Source organism: Robertmurraya korlensis NBRC 107688 (genome assembly GCF_001591645.1).
Taxonomy (GTDB): Bacteria; Bacillota; Bacilli; order Bacillales; family Cytobacillaceae; genus Robertmurraya_A.
In genome coordinates this window covers 1-19291 of the sequence record NZ_BCVH01000036.1, presented here as the reverse complement: position 1 = coordinate 19291, position 19291 = coordinate 1, and the positions used below count along the sequence as shown (strand labels likewise).

22 protein-coding genes and 1 riboswitch are annotated in these 19291 nt (G+C 33.5%); of the genes, 5 read left to right on the top strand and 17 right to left on the bottom strand.

Going from position 1 to position 19291, the window contains the following annotated elements:
- Positions 1 to 402: 402 nt before the first annotated feature.
- The 14 genes from BKO01S_RS22955 to BKO01S_RS22880 form a co-directional block, all read right to left on the bottom strand.
- Positions 403 to 738, bottom strand: coding sequence for a hypothetical protein (locus BKO01S_RS22955; RefSeq protein WP_066060013.1), 336 nt, complete (start codon positions 736 to 738; stop codon positions 403 to 405).
- 90 nt (positions 739 to 828) lie between these two features.
- The gene (locus BKO01S_RS22950) at positions 829 to 1326 is read right to left on the bottom strand and encodes a hypothetical protein (RefSeq protein WP_066060012.1); all 498 of its coding nucleotides are present in this window, start codon (positions 1324 to 1326) and stop codon (positions 829 to 831) included.
- Positions 1327 to 1499: 173 nt separating this feature from the next.
- Positions 1500 to 1832: a DUF7716 domain-containing protein gene (locus tag BKO01S_RS22945; protein ID WP_066060011.1), complete on the bottom strand. Its 333-nt coding sequence runs from the start codon at positions 1830 to 1832 to the stop codon at positions 1500 to 1502.
- A gap of 285 nt (positions 1833 to 2117) precedes the next feature.
- On the bottom strand, positions 2118 to 2360 hold the full coding sequence (locus BKO01S_RS22940) for a hypothetical protein (RefSeq protein WP_066060010.1): 243 nt from the start codon (positions 2358 to 2360) through the stop codon (positions 2118 to 2120).
- A 179-nt stretch (positions 2361 to 2539) separates the two neighbouring features.
- Entirely contained in the window at positions 2540 to 2716 is a 177-nt protein-coding gene (locus BKO01S_RS24725) for a hypothetical protein (RefSeq protein ID WP_198158878.1), read from the bottom strand.
- A 464-nt stretch (positions 2717 to 3180) separates the two neighbouring features.
- On the bottom strand, positions 3181 to 3354 hold the full coding sequence (locus BKO01S_RS22935; RefSeq protein WP_066060009.1) for a Fe3+ hydroxamate ABC transporter substrate-binding protein: 174 nt from the start codon (positions 3352 to 3354) through the stop codon (positions 3181 to 3183).
- Positions 3355 to 3553: 199 nt separating this feature from the next.
- A riboswitch (cyclic di-GMP riboswitch) is annotated at positions 3554 to 3636 on the top strand.
- Between the two features lie 846 nt (positions 3637 to 4482).
- Positions 4483 to 5001, bottom strand: a complete 519-nt coding sequence (locus BKO01S_RS22920; protein ID WP_066060006.1) for a hypothetical protein — start codon at positions 4999 to 5001, stop codon at positions 4483 to 4485.
- 490 nt (positions 5002 to 5491) lie between these two features.
- Positions 5492 to 6178 carry a DUF1963 domain-containing protein gene (locus tag BKO01S_RS22915; protein ID WP_066060005.1) on the bottom strand — a complete coding sequence of 229 codons (687 nt, stop codon included), beginning with the start codon at positions 6176 to 6178 and terminating at the stop codon, positions 5492 to 5494.
- A gap of 347 nt (positions 6179 to 6525) precedes the next feature.
- Complete coding sequence (locus BKO01S_RS22905; protein WP_066060003.1) at positions 6526 to 6897, bottom strand: cupin domain-containing protein; 372 nt, start codon at positions 6895 to 6897, stop codon at positions 6526 to 6528.
- 131 nt (positions 6898 to 7028) lie between these two features.
- Positions 7029 to 7733: a class I SAM-dependent methyltransferase gene (locus tag BKO01S_RS22900; RefSeq protein WP_066060002.1), complete on the bottom strand. Its 705-nt coding sequence runs from the start codon at positions 7731 to 7733 to the stop codon at positions 7029 to 7031.
- A 329-nt stretch (positions 7734 to 8062) separates the two neighbouring features.
- The gene (locus BKO01S_RS22895; RefSeq protein WP_066060001.1) at positions 8063 to 9115 is read right to left on the bottom strand and encodes a hypothetical protein; all 1053 of its coding nucleotides are present in this window, start codon (positions 9113 to 9115) and stop codon (positions 8063 to 8065) included.
- Positions 9099 to 9626 (bottom strand): RNA polymerase sigma factor, encoded by a 528-nt coding sequence (locus BKO01S_RS22890; RefSeq protein ID WP_066060000.1) that lies wholly within the window; start codon positions 9624 to 9626, stop codon positions 9099 to 9101. Before BKO01S_RS22890 ends, BKO01S_RS22895 begins: the two co-directional genes overlap by 17 nt.
- A 456-nt stretch (positions 9627 to 10082) precedes the next feature.
- Positions 10083 to 10343, bottom strand: coding sequence for a hypothetical protein (locus BKO01S_RS22885; protein WP_157077442.1), 261 nt, complete (start codon positions 10341 to 10343; stop codon positions 10083 to 10085).
- 434 nt (positions 10344 to 10777) lie between these two features.
- Positions 10778 to 12175, bottom strand: a complete 1398-nt coding sequence (locus tag BKO01S_RS22880; protein ID WP_305793835.1) for a DUF5597 domain-containing protein — start codon at positions 12173 to 12175, stop codon at positions 10778 to 10780.
- A gap of 264 nt (positions 12176 to 12439) precedes the next feature.
- Here BKO01S_RS22880 and BKO01S_RS22875 point away from each other — a divergent pair, with 264 nt between their 5' ends.
- The 4 genes from BKO01S_RS22875 to BKO01S_RS22860 all read left to right on the top strand — a co-directional run bounded on the left by BKO01S_RS22875 (position 12440) and on the right by BKO01S_RS22860 (position 15123).
- Positions 12440 to 13249: a helix-turn-helix domain-containing protein gene (locus tag BKO01S_RS22875; RefSeq protein ID WP_066059998.1), complete on the top strand. Its 810-nt coding sequence runs from the start codon at positions 12440 to 12442 to the stop codon at positions 13247 to 13249.
- Positions 13250 to 13782: 533 nt separating this feature from the next.
- Positions 13783 to 14124 (top strand): PadR family transcriptional regulator, encoded by a 342-nt coding sequence (locus BKO01S_RS22870; protein ID WP_066059997.1) that lies wholly within the window; start codon positions 13783 to 13785, stop codon positions 14122 to 14124.
- On the top strand, positions 14117 to 14599 hold the full coding sequence (locus tag BKO01S_RS22865) for a hypothetical protein (RefSeq protein ID WP_066059996.1): 483 nt from the start codon (positions 14117 to 14119) through the stop codon (positions 14597 to 14599). Before BKO01S_RS22870 ends, BKO01S_RS22865 begins: the two co-directional genes overlap by 8 nt.
- Positions 14596 to 15123 carry a permease gene (locus BKO01S_RS22860; protein ID WP_066059995.1) on the top strand — a complete coding sequence of 176 codons (528 nt, stop codon included), beginning with the start codon at positions 14596 to 14598 and terminating at the stop codon, positions 15121 to 15123. The genes BKO01S_RS22865 and BKO01S_RS22860 overlap by 4 nt, the downstream gene beginning before the upstream one ends.
- Positions 15124 to 15434: 311 nt before the next feature.
- Here BKO01S_RS22860 and BKO01S_RS22855 read toward each other — a convergent pair whose 3' ends face one another.
- Positions 15435 to 16337: an AraC family transcriptional regulator gene (locus tag BKO01S_RS22855; RefSeq protein WP_066060014.1), complete on the bottom strand. Its 903-nt coding sequence runs from the start codon at positions 16335 to 16337 to the stop codon at positions 15435 to 15437.
- Between the two features lie 188 nt (positions 16338 to 16525).
- Here BKO01S_RS22855 and BKO01S_RS22850 point away from each other — a divergent pair, with 188 nt between their 5' ends.
- Positions 16526 to 17506, top strand: a complete 981-nt coding sequence (locus BKO01S_RS22850) for an aldo/keto reductase (protein WP_066059994.1) — start codon at positions 16526 to 16528, stop codon at positions 17504 to 17506.
- Positions 17507 to 17601: 95 nt separating this feature from the next.
- On the opposite strand, the gene BKO01S_RS22845 is transcribed toward BKO01S_RS22850, so the two are convergent.
- Entirely contained in the window at positions 17602 to 18432 is an 831-nt protein-coding gene (locus tag BKO01S_RS22845) for a glycerophosphodiester phosphodiesterase (RefSeq protein ID WP_066059993.1), read from the bottom strand.
- A gap of 192 nt (positions 18433 to 18624) precedes the next feature.
- Positions 18625 to 19104, bottom strand: coding sequence for an NUDIX domain-containing protein (locus BKO01S_RS22840; RefSeq protein WP_066059992.1), 480 nt, complete (start codon positions 19102 to 19104; stop codon positions 18625 to 18627).
- Between the last annotated feature and the right edge of the window lie 187 nt (positions 19105 to 19291).

The following is a 19291-nucleotide window of genomic DNA, read 5'->3' as shown; positions in this document are numbered from 1 at the left end:
TTTCAAGACCTCCTGGTTAATTGAGTTTGTCCTTTTCGCTAGCCGGCTTTAGGACTCTCTCATTCTACCAAGAGGTTCTTTTTTTGTTCAAACCTCATTTTCTTTCATTACAGGAATGCTGTCCCTTTAGTACAATTAGAAAAGGCGATCTTCCTTATGGAAGAACCGCACCTATAATTTGAGTATTTCCTGTTCACAAACTTACCTGATCGGTATGCTAGTAAAAAAAGCGGCATCCTTTTTTGAGGAATGTTGTTAATTATTTCTTAAAAGGTTAGTTTTTATGTTGGTCAATCAAAAGGTATTACCTCAATGATCTGTCCATATTTTAATCTTCTAATTTGAATGACATTTTCTTTATTCCCCGTTTTAACACTATGCTCATCTCTAACAGCCTAGTAGTTATAACAGCTCCCTTAGCCAATGCTCAAACCATTCATGAGGTAAGCTTATTTTTGTTAAGTCAAGGTTCTGTAACTCCACTAAAGTGAAGGTATTGGGTAGGTAAATATCCCATTGGCATTCTATATCTCGTGCAACAGCAAATGCTAACTCATCCTTTTCACTCAAAACCTCACCTTCATCATCATCGAAAGCCATAGTCAGATTGTTACACCACTTGGCAAATTCATAATGTGAGAAATTATGTTCATTGTTACAAATGCTACTTAACAATGCCTTCAAATTTTCAAAAGTTTGGGGAAGTTTAATTTCTGTATCATTCCAATTCCAACTCACAAACTCACCTTCTTAAATTTATCACTATTGTTGCAAAATTATTTATTCTTTTAAATCCCCCTATTGGAATAATGTGTCGTCCACCATCTTTTATGAATTTTCACCTAATTTAGAGTCGTTAGGTACCCACGTAGCAATATCGTCTCCTGGAGTAGCAACAATCAGCCAATCTTCTCCGGTATTTCCAGTACCATCTCCAGCTTGCCAACATTCATACATATCGTGATGACCGTTTATAAACATTGTTAAACCAGATTCAAAAACAATAATAAGGTGCGGTACAGTTTCACCTAATTTTATGTCAATGACTTTTTCTCGTCGTAATTTAAATACTAAAGAATATTCGTCCTCTTCGGTCAAATCCTCTATTTCATCCTCCGAGTTAGGATAATTATTATTTATAGTAGAAAAGACGGTCCATTTTGACTCGATGTTAACCCATAAATCATCAGGTTGTTTATTAGTGTAATGCATAAATCGAATCAACAACGAACCCGGTCCCGGTCCGAACTTCACTCCGTCCAATTGACTTCCAATAAATAACTGTTTAAGTGTCTTTTCGGAAAACTCCCGCCGTTTTAATTCCAAGAATTATCACTTCTTTCGAATAGGTCATTTTTCATTTAGTAATAATTCAATATCCTTCATTTTTTTTCCTTCTTGAGCTAAACTGCATCTATTCTACAATTAGAAGTTCAACATAAAGAGACCTTGATCCTTCTTGGATCAAAGCATCCGTTAGTTCAATAAATTTTTAAATTTCATTCAAACGATATAAAGGCATCATTATTAAAATAATACATAAATGCTTCAAATAACTGGGCTTCTGTAGGCTCTGGAAGTTGTTGTTTTGCATTATCCACAATATCTTGAACAGTTGCAATGTCAAACACATAAATTAAATTATTATCAGTTGCAAATATTGGGGTATCCCCGTCATCACCAATCTCTTCTTCATCCATTGCGTCCCAGTTAATTATGGAACACAAAGAATCTAAAGACCAATTTTTATCTTTAGGAAGAAAAAGATACTCGTTCCAAGGTAAGAAATTTATATTTTTAAATACTGTTTTTAAATCGGTTAAACTTCCCATTATCATCCTCTATTTCATTTCTCATAGGATATAACTAGCCTTTTTCAACTTGTTTTCTAATAAATTTTTAACAAATGTCACATTAATCCTTCTTGTGCTAACCTGCTTCGTTTGCACAAGAAGCGACTGCATCTGTTAAACAATCGCCCCTTTTGTTTAAGTGTATTGATTCACAATTTCTTAGCTTTTAATGCCATTTTTCTTTTTCAACTATTACAGGAATGCTGCCCCATTGTTAAATAATGTTCTTTAAATTTATGTAAAAAAGACCATGATCTAAGTGGATCAAAGCCCGTTATTCCTAAAATTTATATTCCTTCCTATTAATATAACTGAGAAGATCATTAATAATATAAAGCCAAACAATGACAATATATTAGTAACTTTGACTAAAATCTCTCCAAATATATTTCCACCATAACCATTTTTAAATATTCCAAGTTTAGAGTAACTAAATATAGGGTTGTTTAACAACGCAAGTACAGCACTTCCCACAATACAGTAAAGTAAGTTTATGTTCTTCCCCATAAAGACATCTCCTCATTAGACTTATACTTAGATTTTAACATAAATTACCTAATGGCTTATTAAAAATCTTATTCCATAAACCTGCTTCTTTACTACAATAAGGATATTCAACACAAATAGGCATCAATCCTTCTTGGATCAATGCCCTCTATAGTTTAAGTGAAAATGTTTCACATCACTTAACCTTCCAGCTTGTTTGTTGATGTTTTTAATGTTTGTGCAGATTTATCAAGATAGATGTCTAAAAACGTACCATCAGTAAATTTTATAACTACGGCATTATTAGTAATCGCAACATCTTCTACTTTCTTCCCCTTCAATTTTTCAGGTATAACTATAAAGTTACCTTTTTCCATTTTTATCAAATCCTTTCAATTAAATTTGATGAAACATCTTAATTATTGAATATTTGTATAAAATATTTTTTCCTTAAATCTAATTTCGAATATACTTCTCACCCCTAGTAAAAAAATTGTTCCTTTAACATTTTCCCTAATTATACCATTAAGTTGAAGATGATTTTTAATATTGTTTCTTAAACTAAACCTGCTCCCGTTTGTTCAATAAGAATGTTTACTAGGGATGATTAGTGCTAATATAAGTATTGCGAAGATATTAATAAAAACAGAAAACGTCTCAATCCAGTGATTTACAGCTATGAATTGCAACTAGACAGACAGAAATGGGCTCCCTATTGGGAGCTTGTCTTTTTTATGATTCTTCGTTTTACAAAAAAGACGTAGTATGATTGTGTCTACCCCGTCCAATCTAATTTTTATTCATTACAGGAATGCTGCCCCGTTAGTAGAAGAAGGAAGGTTTACTTAGATTTCTTATTAAAGCATTCTTCACATATTAATTTTCCTTCATTTTGTAGATAAGCCTTGATTTCAGTCATACCTTTTCTCTCTGGATACCGCATTTTCACAAAAACTACTTCATTTCCTTTTATTTCTTTATCGCAATAAGTGCATACAGGCGTTACTTTAAACATTTATGTCCCTCCAAAATATTGTATATTTATTTACTACGAACAATTATGTTTAAAGTTTTGCTAAACTGCCTCGTTTGTTCATTAACCATATCTTCTCTGTTGCACATTAGTTTCGAAATGTGCAATAACAAATAATTTAAATTTAATTTTTGAACAAATTCACATTCTACACTTGTCGACAAAATTCGATGTGATAAAATACCTAAATAGGCAAATTTTACGAAAGTAAAAGACGCAAAGCCACGGGCCTAAAACATTTGTCATGGTAGCCGGGTTGCAAATCTTGTTAATTATTCTTAATACCCTTTCTAATTTGCCTAAATAAAATGAAGAGGGTTAGCTATGCATTTTCCAACTGTAATTTGTGATTTATCATATATACATGCAGTAAAAGACAAAAAACATTGTGAGTGTGGGATTAATTTCAACATTTCTAAACGGATAGTTTTAAAAAATATAAAATTTAAACTCATTGAGGACATAACATGTCAAAAGTGTAAATCTGCCCTTAAGGAATCTTTAACTCATTACGGTGGAATGGCCTTATGAAAGAGCTCAAATCAACAATTAACGAATTTGATAAAATTCTTAAAAGGTATCCAGATAAAAAACAGTATGCGTTTGAATACTTCTCCTTCTTTAAGAATCTACAAAGGGTAAGCACAAACTCTAAGGTGTTACCTATTCTAGAATTGGCTACGGTTTTGAAACATAAAAAGCCTATAATATTTTATGAACTTAGAAATTACTCCAGCCGTAGTCATATGATCGATATCATCACTAACATAGAAATGGACTTGATTACGCTCAACAAAAGATTGAGTCAATTAAAGTTAATTTATAGTTCTTCCAGTCGGGGATTGATTCCTCGACTTTTTTAATGCACAATATGTGTCTACTGTTCATTTTCTTATTACATAATCCTGCCACTTTTGTTGAAGAAGGATGTTTGCTAAGGTCGATTAGTGTTAATATAAGTTTTGCGTAGGTTTTCTTAAAAATAAAAACCGTCTTAACCCAGTGATAACAATAGGTTGAGACGTTTTAGATTAGTTCATTAAATAACGTTATTGATTATGGCTTATAACCTCGTAGCAACTGTAATAACTTTTTTATGAAAACGAATGTTTATTGACCTTGCTTATCCCACTCTCCGCTATTAACTTGCCAATCTAAAAACTCTTTAGTTTGACTATCTATGATAATTTCTCGATTTGGTTCGTTTGATTCGTTTTGTTTGTAATTAGAATCAGATTTTATAAATGCCCATTCATCTATTTTGTCATATTCACCTTCATGCAATATCCTTCCAGAACTTAAAATTACATATTCTTTATTCGAAATGGTGGCAAAAATAATATTATTTATTTCACCACCGTTATCAGCTCTAAAAGTTCTAACTTCTTCGTTGTCCAAACTTATTTTATAATTATTATTCTTATTATCACCAAAGTATAGAATCAAAGACTGAAATTTTATTCTTTCTCCACCCTCATCAATAATCGCCATACCTTTTGGTCTTTGAGGACGATTATCATCACCCTGAAAGTCAAAGATTTCCTGAGTAGATTCTCTCAGCAATGCAAATTGTTTAGAGGAATCTAACTCTAAAAATGATGATTTAATCGGCAGTAAAACATTATACATAAAAACAGTCTTATCAACATCAGTTATAGTATCGTATTTTTCAAATTCGATGTCCCCTTCAATGTATTCATCAATTTCAGATTTTGATATTATTGATGTTATTTCACTTTTTTTTCTTCCGTACCTTCTTTTAATAATTCTTCATTACTCTTACACCCAACTAAAAGTACAGATGTAATTAAGACTGAAAATAAAATTCTCTTCACTTTAGACATCTCCAAATTAATAGTATGAGGGATATTTTAACATACTGGTTTAATAACAAATATATTTTCTTGCACATATTAAATGTTTCTATTAGACTGCTTATTTATTGTTCAACTTTACTTTCGGTACTATTGAGTTTTTATTTATATTTATTAAAAACCGCTATTCTAATGTAGACAGGTTCCATTTAAGAAAACTGCTTCTATTGTAAAAGAAGAAAAGCTACCTGATTGGCAGCTTTTCTAGAACACAAAGCACCTGTATACATATTAAGCTCTACAGACTAATAGAAATCACAGTATACTATCCAATCCTGTTTTTCTTTGTTGTAGAAAAAATAAAAACTCCCACTATCTACTATATTGAAGCGAGCCTTTTCATCGGAACTTATTTGAAATACAAATGGGTAATCTTCTCCAAAGGAAACTCCTCCTTGAGTAAAAGAGGGATAACCCCCAAGTTTATGGGTTGGATATAATTTTTCTACAATATCCTCGTAATATTCTATACCTTCCTCTAATTCAAGCCGTAATATTTCATTTTCAATTTCAGGGGCAATGTTATTAGAATCTTCCCAGGAAGGTGTATCATTATCAACAAGTAATGGAGTTAATGGAAAAGGAATTATCCTTGTAGATTGTTCATTTTTCTTTTGTAATTCATCTAAGTCTTTATAACAATTAATCTTGAAAAATGAAATTAAATTATCCATATCTAAATTATTGAACACATCAAAATCCATATAAATTGTTATTAATTGATAGCATGTTAATTCCTTGGGTACATAAGGTATATTGCTTAAAAATATGGTGCAAATAGGTTCATAGTTAGAGGGAATAGTCTCTCCATCTTTTCCCCATAACACCTTACCAATCCAACTTTCTCCTAGTAGTTCAGTCGGTCGGGAACCACCTGTTTGTAAGACAGTGGCTTGCTTAAATAATGCACTTTTTATTTGATCAATATTCATGAGTTCCCCTCCTTAATCTATTTCTGTTATACAGGATTAAACTATTGAAAATCTTGTTTCACTATCCTGGTTCCCTAGTCGAGAAGCCGAACTTTATTATAAAAGAATCGCCCTGTATCTAGTTTATAACTCCCATATAAATAAGAGATTCTGATGGAATGTCTTATTATGTATCTTCTTAATTCCTTCTGATATATTCTATAGTCTAATAACTCGTTAATTTGAACCCATTCAACTCCCACTTGGTGACTGTCAGAATTAGTTGTGACCTTTATTCCATTAAACTGCCACGTTTCTACACTATGAAAAAAGGTTCGCAGCACGAACCCCACCTTTAACTCTAGCCCCTATAGTTGAACAATATCTTTCTTCAATGGCATAAATTTTGATGGATTTAATTCCTGACTCTCAATGACGATTGCGGTTAATCCTGTATCAGTTTTGGTTTCATGCCATTCATCTTTCTCCCAAAAAACTGCATCTCCAGATTGAACTTTGATGTACTCTTCTTTGTCTCCTCGAACATAACCTTCTCCATTCATAATTAATAGAAGTTGAGGTGATACTGCTTGGTGGTAACCTATAACCCCATTTTCTTCTAAGTACATACACCCTATATGAGCAGTATTTTCAGTATTTAAAATACGAGACATAGTAAAATCGGAATTGAATTGTAGAATATTTTTTCCGCTACCTTTGTCGAATCTATAAAACTCCATTATGTACCTCCACAAACATAGATATATAAACGTTTCTCCAAATTACATCATATCTCCTCTTTTTTTAAACTAAATTGCCCCTTTAGTTTTCATAAAAAGGACAACGCATCCACGTTGCCCCTTAAACCTTACTAATATTTATTTATTTTTAATATCGAGTTAGCATTTGTCTGAAATTCATATGGTACATTTACTTCTTCAACTTTACAGCCATTGTCTATAAGGTAACTTATTATATCATCTAAATGCTTATATCTTTTTCCCTCTAACTCAACTAAAGGGAAAATACGAACTTCCTCTTTCGTAACCCTCAATAACTCATCTAGAGTTTCAATGTGAAATTGATAATCTAATCTATCTGAATACATAAATAGAAAATGTGCAGAGAAAACAATATCAAATTCCTCATCCTTAAATGGTAATGAAGGTAAGGTAACGGGAACGTATCTTTCGTTGGACTCCCTCATATCATTCGCACAATCTTGTAACGCACTTAAACGATGACTTCTAAGACCTTCTATTTCTTTAAAATAATCCCATTTATAATTGTTTTGGGCTATTTGCATATGCTTCATTGCGTGTTCAATATCCTGGAGACCTTTATATTTAAGGTCTTCACCCGAATGATAATAGGCAATATCGCAAGCTGTTACATCTAAACCTAATTTATTACCGACAGCTGTAAAAGAACAAGCTCCTGCTGGACAATCGAGTATCTTCTTTCCTTGTAGCTCGTCTTTTGAAAACGAGAACATATCAAGATACTCACCAAAGGTTCTTCCAATAAAAACAATTCTCTCTAAATCTAATTTTACACTCTGCTCATCTCTACTCAACTAAACTCACCTCTTCTAAAAGATTACATTCATTTTACCACGAGCAAAATGTTAAACCTGCCTCTTTTGTGGAAGTAGGAAAAAGATCGCCGTAGCGATCCCTTAACATTTACTCTTTCCCCTATAGTTAACTGCATGGTTTCACAACATTCAATCTCATTTTCACTTATTACAGGAATGTTGCCTCTATTGTTCATTAAGTAACTTCAACATAAAAAGGCATCAATCCTTCTAGGATTAATGCCCTTTTCTTTAAGTATATATCTTCACAAGCTTAAAAAATACATAAAAGGTCCCAAGAAGAACTACTATCTTAAGACCTTTTATTATTACAACATCGATAGCAAAATTTTTTCTAATTCCTCTTTGTTTAACATACTATCTTGTATAACTATTTGATAAGCTTCATTACCGTCTCTTGCAGGAACGATCATCTTCATCATCTTTGTATTGGATCCAGTAAAATGACCGAAGAACACTTCCTTCCCTTCAAGCATATAGGACTCCAAATTATAGCCCTTAGAGGACAGTGCAGGGTGCTCAACTGAAGCTGCCGCTAAATAAACATAATACACACCCTCATCCTCTGCAGTATATTGCCAACTTATAACTGGTTCCGGTTTTCCGGTAGTAATCTCAGCTCTGTGATCTTCATTCACTAGTTTATAGCCTTCAGGTGTATAAGTAGGTTTTTTGATAGTGAATTCAACTAAGCTCTGAGCCTTTTCCTGTGTGTATACAAAAAGAGAATAAAACTTTTCTCTTGTTGGTGTGATTGCTTTAGCAGCTTCTTTTACCTCTACCTTTTCCTCTGCAGTAAGTAAATCTAGACTATGCGGATATTCTGGATCTCTGTAAACATTTGCTTTTCCATCTAGAGCGACAATTTTGCTTGTTAGTGGGATATACTGGTTCTCAAACTCCTCTTTTGTTAGAAATTTTTTCGCCACTGCCACTTCGTTTCGAAGTCTCTCATATTCTTCTTCATCCATTCCTAAATTAGCGTTTGCCTGCTCTAGTGTCCCCACCATATTTTTTACCACGGTTTGAACAGAAACATCGGATTGTTCCCCTGTCGTACTTTCTTTATCTCTTTTATAGCCCTTTTCAATAGTAGAATCGGTCATTTCTGATGAAGATTTTTGATTTTGTACTGTCTCCTGATTTAACATTATGAATACAATTAACGAAACAACTATTACAATACTACCTCTATAGAAAGTACCCAAAGTTTTTTTGAATTTTGCATTAGCTTTCCTTTTATTAAGATCCCTAATAAGCTTCTGTTTTAAAATATGGTCATTAGCTTTCTTCCAGTTCATATCTGATTCTAGTCGTTTTAGTGCAAAATCAAATTGACTACTATCATACTGTTTTTTCATTCAACAATCCCTCCTTAAGCATTTCTTTTTCAAAAGCCTGAATTGCTCGAAACAGAGTTGATTTTACTTTGCTTTCCGACCATCCTAGTATCTTTGCCGTCTCATAGATCGAAAAACCCTTTACCTTTCGAAGAATAATCACCTTCCTATAAGACTCCTTCAAAGTCCCCAAGACTCTGTATAACTCTATAGAAGTTTCCCTAATCTGAACTAGCTCACAAGGCATAGGTGCTTCATCCTTTTTTAACAAGAGAACTTCTTTTATCATGGTCAAAGGTTTCCTTTTCCGTATAAAATCAATTGTTACATTATGCGCAATACTATATAACCATGTTTTAGGACTAGAATGATGTTTAAAAGAATCATAGTTAACAAACGCCTTTATAAATGTCTCGTGTCTCAAATCTTCGGCTTGCTGGTAGTCTTGAATCATCATAAATATAAACTTAAAAATAGGTTCATTATATGTATCGTACCAATCTTGGACAACCTTACTTTTGTCACTTTCCACAGATTACCCTCCTTTTCTTTAAATACATTGTTTAGACGTATAACTCTACCAAAAGTTTTACTTATTATTAATTTTTTGTAGAACTATTTTTATAAATAGAAAAAACACTAACCCTTAGCAGATTAATGCTCTTTGCTCATTAATTTTCTCTTCTTTGAAACCATTCTTATACTAACCTCCCTTTTCTACGATAAGAACTTCCAGAGGAGTAAAAACCAATGAAGATTATTACACTAAAAAAAATTAACTGTATAAAGAAATATTTAATTAAGTACAAATAGACCACTGTCCTTTTGAAATCATATGTAATTCCGTATATACCAAGTATACCTAATTAAATAAATCTGCGCCTTTAGCTCAATAAAATCTAAACAAAAAGAGCATTAATCCTTCTGCAATAATGTAGTAATCGTTATTATACTCGATTTTTTGTTTTCCTTATTCTGAAGATAATAGCTAAAATAGGAATAATATTGCCAAAATTATTGCAGAACCAAGCAAGTAGTTATACTTTTCATCTGATATGCCAAAGGAAACTTCTTCGGTCGTGGCTCCAAATGTATATTCTTCTCCTCTATCTGCTTTTTTATATTTTCCATTTATATCATGAATAGCGATTGATTCCTCAGTGTTAATACCTTTTATTGAATAATATTTAGTGCCTTTCTTGTATACATTTGAGAAGTTTCCTGGATACTGTTCCATATCTGAGTACATAGTTACCTCTCCAATTTTACTATCCACTTCAGTTACATATTCCTCACTTACTACATAAACATAACCATTCCAAACAACAAATGGGTATACCCACTTAGTTGCCGCCACTTTAGCAAAATACAAATTGAAAAATAGCATAATAGATAATATCGATATAGATAGTTTCTTTATGTTAATTCCCCCTTGCTACTACACTAGACGAATATACTTCTAAATGGTTACATTCGTTATTCAACTAACCAGCTGCTTTTCTGCAATAAGGATACTTAACACAAATAGGCATCAATCCTTCTTGGATCAATTCCCCCGTTAGTGTAAGTACATTTCTTACCAATCTTTTATAACAGAAAAAACCGTTAAAAATATAATCCTAACGGCTTCATTTATATTTCCATAGCTGGTTGAATTTCATTCAATAGGTCCCAATGTTATTCTTAATATTCATATAAATGAATTTTATAAGCTGAGGGCATATCTTTCAATTTCAATATCATTTTTTCATCCCCGTTTAATACACGTCCAGCTTTCCATTTTCCATTTTGAAATTCTCCTTCTTCTAGTCTAAGATATTCCACTTTTTTATTCCTTCCGGGTTTTGATAGAAATTTAATGTTTATCATCGTTCCAATAACAATGAATTCACTTTCTGAAGTCTCAAGAATTATGCCTCCTGATGTTGGCTTATATTGTAATTTTGGAGAATATGAAACAAGAATATCGTATTTGTCAAAATGCAGCAGTTTACCAAAGTCATGTTCATTTCTCTTTACAAAACTCTGCAAATGACTGGAGTTTCTATATTCATAGTAAAGGGGTTTAATATTTTCAATAATGGAATAGCTTTTGGCAAGATACGCTGCACTTCCTTCAAGATCAAATGCTGATGGGTCGATATTTAACGAGAGCATGACTTCAAGTGGTGGCTTTTCTATGTTTTCTGGATTCTTCATAAGGTCCTCGATACCAAAAGGTGAATAACAAATAGCGTTACATCCGCCAACGGCATATAGAGCATATGTAGCCGATACCGCATCACCTCGGACCTCTGGAATAAATAAAGGATTTCCATTCTGACTATATTCGTCCATTATATTAGGTACATATGGAACATAAATATCTGGTGCCAAACAAAAAAGTGATGGTGCCATTAACTTCCACATTTTATGCATTTTCATGACTGGACCGCCACTTGGATAGCTTCCGGCATTCCAAGGAAATTGCTCTAAGCACGCATTGGCGTAACAAGGAAGCGGATATGCGTTTTGTCCACGCTGAGTTATTCTTTCAACTGCAGATGAAAAATAATATGCTAAAAAGTATTCGCCTGCATCGAAGCCAAATGCTTCTTCCCAAGTTCCAGAAACACTGAATTCTTTAGCCACAGGTTCAGGTATTTCATTTAAAAAAGCTTCATTTGCTACTTGAGAATAATCTCGATCTGTTCCTAAGAGTCCGATCTCGTTTTCAACCTGTATGACAATAACGGTGTTTTCTTCAGAATCTACTGATTTGATAAAATTCATCAAATGATAAAATGCGTGGGCATCTTTTTCTATTGCGGCTTCACATAAGGGTGAAATCGTATTTAAAGCTTCACCGGTGGCTTTACAGGCACGAAAATAAGTTTTAGTATCTCTTTTCATCCAATGTGGTACATAAAAAGATTCTGCATTTTTCCATAAGCCAAACCAGAGGAAAATAAGATGCATATTATTTTCACGCGCCTGTTTAATGAGCCCTTCGACTAGAGAAAAGTCAAACTGATCTTCTTCGGGCTCGATTAATTCCCAATAAACAGGAACAATAACGGAATTCATATTTAGTGTTTTTATTTTTCACCATACTTCTTTCTTCATATATTCCAGATTTGAAGCGCTGGATTTATGGATTTCCCCTGCTAATGCAATGAATGGCTCGTCATGGACATATAATGTTGGTATATTATTGTGGTTTTTTATATGAGGTATAGTTGACATAAAATGAAGCCCCTTTCATAATGAGATTATATTAATAGGATAAACTAAAAAATAAGTAGAATAAATCTAAATATAATAAAAAAGATATGAAAATATTAAGATATATTGGAGTTTTGTTGAATGTTGAAACAAGTTTTCTTTACAAAATATACTAAACAAACTGTACAACTTCCCTTTGTGCTTTCAGCTGTAGGTTTAAATCATAGGCAGGAATATATTAACAGACCTTCCGGTTTACCATTTTTCCAATGGATTCATTCTGTAAAAGGAAAAGGTGTACTTGAAATAAACGGAAAGCAATATGTCGTAGATGAAGGCAATGGAATGCTGTTCTTTCCTGGTGAGGGTCATAGATACTACGGAGTTAGTAATGAATGGTGTGTTCATTTCTTGCTCTTTTCAGGGTATGGAACAAAAGATTTTTTTGAAAAGATCGGAATTGAGCAATCAGGTATTTATAAACTTAACAATGATAAAGTAGAAAAATATATAAAAGATTTATTTCTCATACATACACAGGAAAATCCAATGGAAATGTATGATTATTCAAGAATACTTTATGATTTCCTATTGGAATTTTTAAAATCTACAACCATTGAAAATGAAAAGTCTATGCAAAATCAAAGTAATAAAGTTCATTTAGTTATGGACTATATAAATCAATATTATATGGAACCAGTTGTATTATCAGAATTAGCAGAGAAGGTCAATTTGTCAAAAGAGTACCTTTGCCAATTATTTAGAAAAGTTAATGGTTTTTCAATTACAGATGTTCGGCTTGTAAAGGCTAGAACATTACTAATTCGAGATAGAAAAGAGAAAATAAAGAATATTAGTAAATTGTGCGGATATGAAGACGTTAGTTATTTTGGAATGGTTTTTAAGAAAAAGGTGGGTATGACACCAGCAAAATTCAGAGAGCTACATTAAAAACTGTAATAATGTTAGATTAAAGGTTTAATATTAGATTCTAATATTAAACCTTTTTTGTTTAAAAAGGAAAATATAGCTAGTTTAATAATTCACAATACTTAAAATTATTTATTTGGAGTCAATCCTTTTCAACTATCTTGCCCCATTCATGAGCCCCAGCTTCTTTTAGTGGTTTGTTTCTAGGTGGAAACCAAACCGATTAAAGGTAACACCTTTTCTAGTTACTTATGTTGGTATTCTAATACTTCTACAACTAAAGCGATCCTTCCTGATTTTCATTTTTTACAGGAATGCTGCCCCTTTAGTTGAAATTAAAAAGCACTCTTCCTTTTGGAAGAATCTCCCCATATACCCATTAACTGAAACACCTTCAATCAGTTGAATGAAATCTAGAATAACCGCCCTCATTATTCCTTCATACACTTTTTTTATTATCACAAAGAAAAAAATTGTCACAATACTGTCAATGACAGCATACTGTTGTTAACAGTACTATATTATTGATTAAATATAAGGAGGTTATATACGTTATGAAACATACAGGGAGACATACAGGTGCATTTCTATTGCTGTTTTTAACAGAGGGAGATAGCTATGGAGGGAAACTCCTTCAAAGATGTGAGGAAGAACTTCCCATCAATCCAATTGACAGTTCCATATTATATCGCACATTAAAAAAATTAGAGGAAGAAGGTGCTGTAGAGTCTTATCTGGAAGCATCTGATCGAGATAAACCAATAAGGATGTACAAAATCACTAAAGTTGGTAAAAGGAAATTAGAGGAGTTTCAAATAGATATCGAAGAAAAAGTTAAAAGTTTATCCTTTTTCCTAGATAGATATAAAGAATGCAAGGAACAAAATAATGATTAGTGGAATTATTCTTTATACTATTGCCACTATTTATGTAAGTGTTTCCTTCATAAAAGACAGACATAAAACAAAGGTAGCCTTTCTAAGTTCTTGGAAAATGTTTCGCAATGCTTTACCAGATTTATTAGCCATTATGCTTTTTATTGGGCTAGCATTATCCTTATTGACACCTCCTCTTATTTCATCAATTATTGGCGAAAGTTCCGGCTTACTAGGTATCATTTACTCAACAATCATTGGCTCAATTGTCTTAGTTCCAAGCTTTATTGTCTTTCCTCTTGGACATACCTTAATTCAAAATGGTGCTGCTCTTCCACAAGTAGCGGTATTAATGTCAACAATGATGTCTGTAGGACTTGTAACTTTATCTATGGAACAAAAATCTTTTGGAAGAAGTTTTGCTTATTCTCGAAATCTTTCTGCGATAATAATGTCTCTATTATTTGCATTGATTATTGGGGTGCTAATGACATGACAAAGTTAAAAAGGTATCGGTTCTTTTCCATTTTATTATTTGCGCTTCTTATTATTGCATTTATAAATCAATCTGTAGCTATAGAAACAGTTCAGATAACAGTTAAAAGTATTTTGGATATGTTATTCCTACTTCCTCCTATATTCATTTTAGTGGGATTATTAGATCAATGGATAAAAAAAGAATCACTTATTCGATATATGGGTGAAAAATCAGGCATATATGGTATCTTCTTCACTTTATTATTAGCAACGGTAGCTGCAGGCCCTCTTTATATTGCCTTTCCAATTGCAGTACTCTTATTGAAAAAAGGAGCCAGCGTCCGTTATATAGTGTTTTTCTTAGGTGCTTGGTCAACAGTTAAATTACCAGTTCTAGTCTACGAACTTAGTTCCCTTGGTTTTAAATTTACACTTATTCACATTTGTTTTGGCCTCGTTTTTTACTACTTAACAGGGCTTCTTTTTGAAAAATTTTATGACCAACAAAAGTTATTAAAGTATGATATAACAAAGGAAGTCTAGATTAACAAGCATTATGCACCCAAATCTCAGATTCTTTTGTCGCAGTAGCTTTACAGTTAATTTGATCCATTAGGAGACGGACTTTTCACCGAAAAGCAATGTGGAAATATGTTAGTGTAATTTTGAGAGTATGAACATCCTGCTTCGCTCGGCTCCAGAAGTGCTAATAAATATCATCATTTTTGAAAATAGATTGATCAAACTAACGGTTTTCTCTTAATTAAATATCCTTTTTATGTGAATTGATGATTTCTATTATTGAGCAAACATCCCCTATTGATTAAATTGTGGCCTTCAATTACACATATATATTATACGTGGTTCTCTTTCAATCGGTTCATATCTACTCTAGGTGAAAACCCAAACATACGAGAATACTCACGACTAAATTGTGATTGACTTTCGTACCCCACTCGGAATGCAACATCAGCTACATCTGTTGAATCTGACAATAACAAGCGCCTTGCTTCTTGCAACCTTAATTGTTTTTGAAACTGAATAGGACTCATAGCTGTTACCTCTTTAAAATGTCGATGTAGAGATGACACGCTCATATTACCTATTTCAGCTAGATTTTCAATTCGAAAAGGATCTACATAATTTTTAATAATATAATCTATCACTTCTCTTATCCTAGAGGCATTACTACCCTCTAATGCTATTTGTTCAAGTGCTCCTCCATGTGACCTTTGTAAGATCCAATAGATTATTTCCTTTTTGATTAATGGAGCTAAGATAGGAATGTGCTTTGGATTTTCCAATAATAAAGCCAATCTAACAACCACATCTAACAAGGATGGTTCTACTCCGCTAACAAACATCGCCCGTTTCGATTTCTTTCCTTGATTAATTGAAATATCTGTTTCATTTACCATTTCTAAAACTTCGGTCGGTGTAAATTCAAGTTTAAGTGCTAAATAGGGGGATTCCGTTGAGGCGTTTATCACTTGCCCCGTTACTGGCAAACCAACAGAAGCCACAATATAATGACCAGGACCGTACAAGAATCGTTCCTTTCCCAACAACACTTCCTTCTCCCCTTGCAGAATAATGCAAAAAGACGGCTCGGTAACTCTAGAGATGGGTTCAGAAATCCTGGATTCACGAATGAGAAACAATGAGGGTATTAAAGTGTGATGGACACCATCCTGTCCTGTAAAACGTTCTATGAGATTCACAAGTTCAAGTTGCTGTTTGTAAGTTTTCTCAGACATAACAGATTCTCCTTTTTTATCTTCAGTCATTATATCCGATATTCCTTGTTGGGGTAAGAGAGTTTGATAGGATTAGGCAAAAACTTGGTAGGAATGGGATAAGGTTTTCCTTTTATCTATGGCATAATTATTTCTAAAGAGGTCACGATAAAACGTGGCAAATTCAGTTAAAGAGAGGTAACAGTTAAATGCAGTATGTGAAACTTGGTAATACAGGCTTAGATGTATCTCGGTTTTGTCTTGGATGTATGGGTTTTGGAGATGCAACGAAATGGGTTCACCAATGGGTACTTAACGAAAACGACTCTCGTCCCGTGATAAAAAAAGCACTTGAATTAGGGATTAATTTTTTTGATACTGCCAATGTATACTCACTTGGTACCAGCGAGGAATATCTCGGACGAGCTCTCAAAGATTACGCAAATCGTGACGAAGTAGTTATAGCAACTAAAGTACACGGTCAAATGCACAAAGGGCCAAATGGTTCGGGGCTTTCCCGAAAAGCCATAATGAGTGAGATAGATAAAAGTCTTAAAAGATTGGAAACAGATTATGTAGATCTTTATATCATCCATCGTTGGGACTATAATACTCCTATTGAAGAAACAATGGAAGCATTACATACAATAGTGAAGTCTGGAAAAGCAAGATATATAGGTGCTTCTGCTATGTTCGCATGGCAATTCCAAAAAGCTTTACACGTCGCTGAAAAAAATGGTTGGACAAAGTTTGTTTCCATGCAGAATCATCTCAATCTTATCTACCGTGAAGAAGAAAGAGAAATGTTACCTCTTTGTAAGGAAGAGAAAATTGGTGTTACTCCATATAGCCCCCTTGCATCAGGTAGATTAACACGCGATTGGTCAGTAACCACACAACGTTCTGAAACAGATCAAGTCCAAAAGTTTAAATACGATGCGACTGCCGATGCCGACCGATTAGTAGTTGAGCGAGTAGCATCTATTGCCGAAAAGCATGGAGTTCCCCGTACACATATTGCACTTGCATGGTTATTACAAAAAGAAACAATAACAGCTCCGATTATCGGGGCAACGAAAATATCGCATCTCGAGGATGCTGTAGGTGCTTTGTCAGTAAAACTTTCACCTGAAGAGATTGTATTCCTGGAAGAACCATATGTACCACATCGTATAGTGGGTCATAATTAAATTTTTTGAAGGTAGCCCTAGTTCTGTTGCCTCAACTCAAATAGAAAAAGGAGTAGCAAACTACTCCTTTTTTCTTCTACTCTATTAAAAGAATATTAGTTTCTAGGATCTACATAATCCGGATAATCAGTAATGATCGCGTCAACCTTCATATCTAATAGGAAGTCTCCTGCTGCTTGACTTCGTACCGTCCAGGATCCAATTTTCATCCCAAGAGAGTGAACATTTTTCACTAATTCTTCTGTCACAATTCCATAGCTTGGATTAAACCAATCCGCATAAGTTGAAAATTCTTGCAAAGCTTCCGGTGTTGTATGTGCACGGTTAGAAGTTAATACACCAATTGGAACTTGTGGAAGAAGTTCGTTCGTTTTTTTCATTGATTCAAAGTTAAATGATTGAATAATGATTTTTTCATTTTGTGGTTTATCAAGATTCCGTTCTGTTAGTGCCTCTGCTACTTGTTCCTCGATACCAGGGTAGAGCTCTGGAGCCTTTAGTTCTATTAAAATCCCAACCTTCCCACGGTAACGGTCAAGAATTTCATCAAATGTTGGAATTGGTTCTCCTACATATTGTTCCCCTTTCCAGCTCCCTGCATCAAGACTTCTAAGTTGTTCAAATGTTAAATCGCCTACTTTTCCTGTTCCATTTGTCGTACGATCCACTGTTGTATCATGAATCAATACTAATTCACCATCTTTACTTCTTTGAACATCGATTTCGATATAATCGGCTTTCATATCAACTGCTAAATCAAAGGCAGCAACCGTATTTTCAGGTGCATAACCTGTTGCACCACGATGTGCTACATTATCCACTTGTTTTCTTTCGCCTACTGTTGGTTCTTCTGCAAACGCCTGACTGAATGGGCTGAATAACAATGAAAAAGCTACCCCTGTACCTATTAATAATCTTTTTGCCATTTTCTCCATCTCCTATCTAAAATATATTCATATATATTCTAGAAAAGGGTTGTTGAAGCAGTATGTAGATTTATGTATAGCTTTATTAAGAATGTGTTAACAAAATTCGACCTATTTCCTTACGTTTTTTTACAAATCTACTAATGGAATACTAGAATAGAAATAGTAGTAATCCATTTTACCTAAAAAGGGTTATCTCCATCCCTGCCCTTCTAAATTATGTTCTTCCATTAATTCAATATTTTTTCTACTTTTTGCATATGTAATAATCTGCTCTTTTATATTGGGGTACAAAACGATATCCCTTAATTCACTAAGCTTTATCCATTTAACATCCGTTTGGTTGGGATCAGGATGTTTCGGCATTTTCGGAAAAGATCCATCTTTTATTTTACATTCAAACATTAATTGTAAAGAGTGTGTTTCTCCATACTTATTTGAGTTATGTTGAGGACTATACTCATAGACAATGGCTAAAGGACCAACTTCCACTTTAATTGACGCTTCCTCTAGCGCTTCTCTTTGAACTGCTTCAACAACGGATTCATGAGGCTTCACTCCGCCTGCGGGCAAATTATAATGCAACCCTCTTTCGTCATTAAATTCTACTAAAAGAATTGATTCGTCTTCTATTATAATCGCGGAAGCCCTCACTCTAATATGATAATTCAATTAAATCTTCCCCCTTTGCCTTTGCCAAGTTACTAGACCATATATATTTTCAATAAATTAGCAGACTGAGCGAGCAAAGTTTGGGTTTAGGACATGCATTTCCAGAAACTAGTAGAACCAGTGAACTAAGTCAAACTTTAGGACATATGATTTCCAAAAACTAGTAGAACCAGTGAACTAAGTCAAA

What these genes read in the sequence shown, in the direction of transcription:
- BKO01S_RS22920 (WP_066060006.1), bottom strand. Translation starts at nt 5,001, where the DNA reads ATGTATAATGTTTTACTGCCGATTAAATCATCATTTTTAGAGTTAGAT.
- BKO01S_RS22875 (WP_066059998.1), top strand. Translation starts at nt 12,440, where the DNA reads ATGTTGAAACAAGTTTTCTTTACAAAATATACTAAACAAACTGTACAA.
- BKO01S_RS22945 (WP_066060011.1), bottom strand. Translation starts at nt 1,832, where the DNA reads ATGGGAAGTTTAACCGATTTAAAAACAGTATTTAAAAATATAAATTTC.
- BKO01S_RS22870 (WP_066059997.1), top strand. Translation starts at nt 13,783, where the DNA reads ATGAAACATACAGGGAGACATACAGGTGCATTTCTATTGCTGTTTTTA.
- BKO01S_RS22940 (WP_066060010.1), bottom strand. Translation starts at nt 2,360, where the DNA reads ATGGGGAAGAACATAAACTTACTTTACTGTATTGTGGGAAGTGCTGTA.
- BKO01S_RS22915 (WP_066060005.1), bottom strand. Translation starts at nt 6,178, where the DNA reads ATGAATATTGATCAAATAAAAAGTGCATTATTTAAGCAAGCCACTGTC.
- BKO01S_RS22855 (WP_066060014.1), bottom strand. Translation starts at nt 16,337, where the DNA reads ATGTCTGAGAAAACTTACAAACAGCAACTTGAACTTGTGAATCTCATA.
- BKO01S_RS22865 (WP_066059996.1), top strand. Translation starts at nt 14,117, where the DNA reads ATGATTAGTGGAATTATTCTTTATACTATTGCCACTATTTATGTAAGT.
- BKO01S_RS22860 (WP_066059995.1), top strand. Translation starts at nt 14,596, where the DNA reads ATGACAAAGTTAAAAAGGTATCGGTTCTTTTCCATTTTATTATTTGCG.
- BKO01S_RS24725 (WP_198158878.1), bottom strand. Translation starts at nt 2,716, where the DNA reads ATGGAAAAAGGTAACTTTATAGTTATACCTGAAAAATTGAAGGGGAAG.
- BKO01S_RS22905 (WP_066060003.1), bottom strand. Translation starts at nt 6,897, where the DNA reads ATGGAGTTTTATAGATTCGACAAAGGTAGCGGAAAAAATATTCTACAA.
- BKO01S_RS22895 (WP_066060001.1), bottom strand. Translation starts at nt 9,115, where the DNA reads ATGAAAAAACAGTATGATAGTAGTCAATTTGATTTTGCACTAAAACGA.
- BKO01S_RS22845 (WP_066059993.1), bottom strand. Translation starts at nt 18,432, where the DNA reads ATGGCAAAAAGATTATTAATAGGTACAGGGGTAGCTTTTTCATTGTTA.
- BKO01S_RS22885 (WP_157077442.1), bottom strand. Translation starts at nt 10,343, where the DNA reads ATGTACTCAGATATGGAACAGTATCCAGGAAACTTCTCAAATGTATAC.
- BKO01S_RS22935 (WP_066060009.1), bottom strand. Translation starts at nt 3,354, where the DNA reads ATGTTTAAAGTAACGCCTGTATGCACTTATTGCGATAAAGAAATAAAA.
- BKO01S_RS22850 (WP_066059994.1), top strand. Translation starts at nt 16,526, where the DNA reads ATGCAGTATGTGAAACTTGGTAATACAGGCTTAGATGTATCTCGGTTT.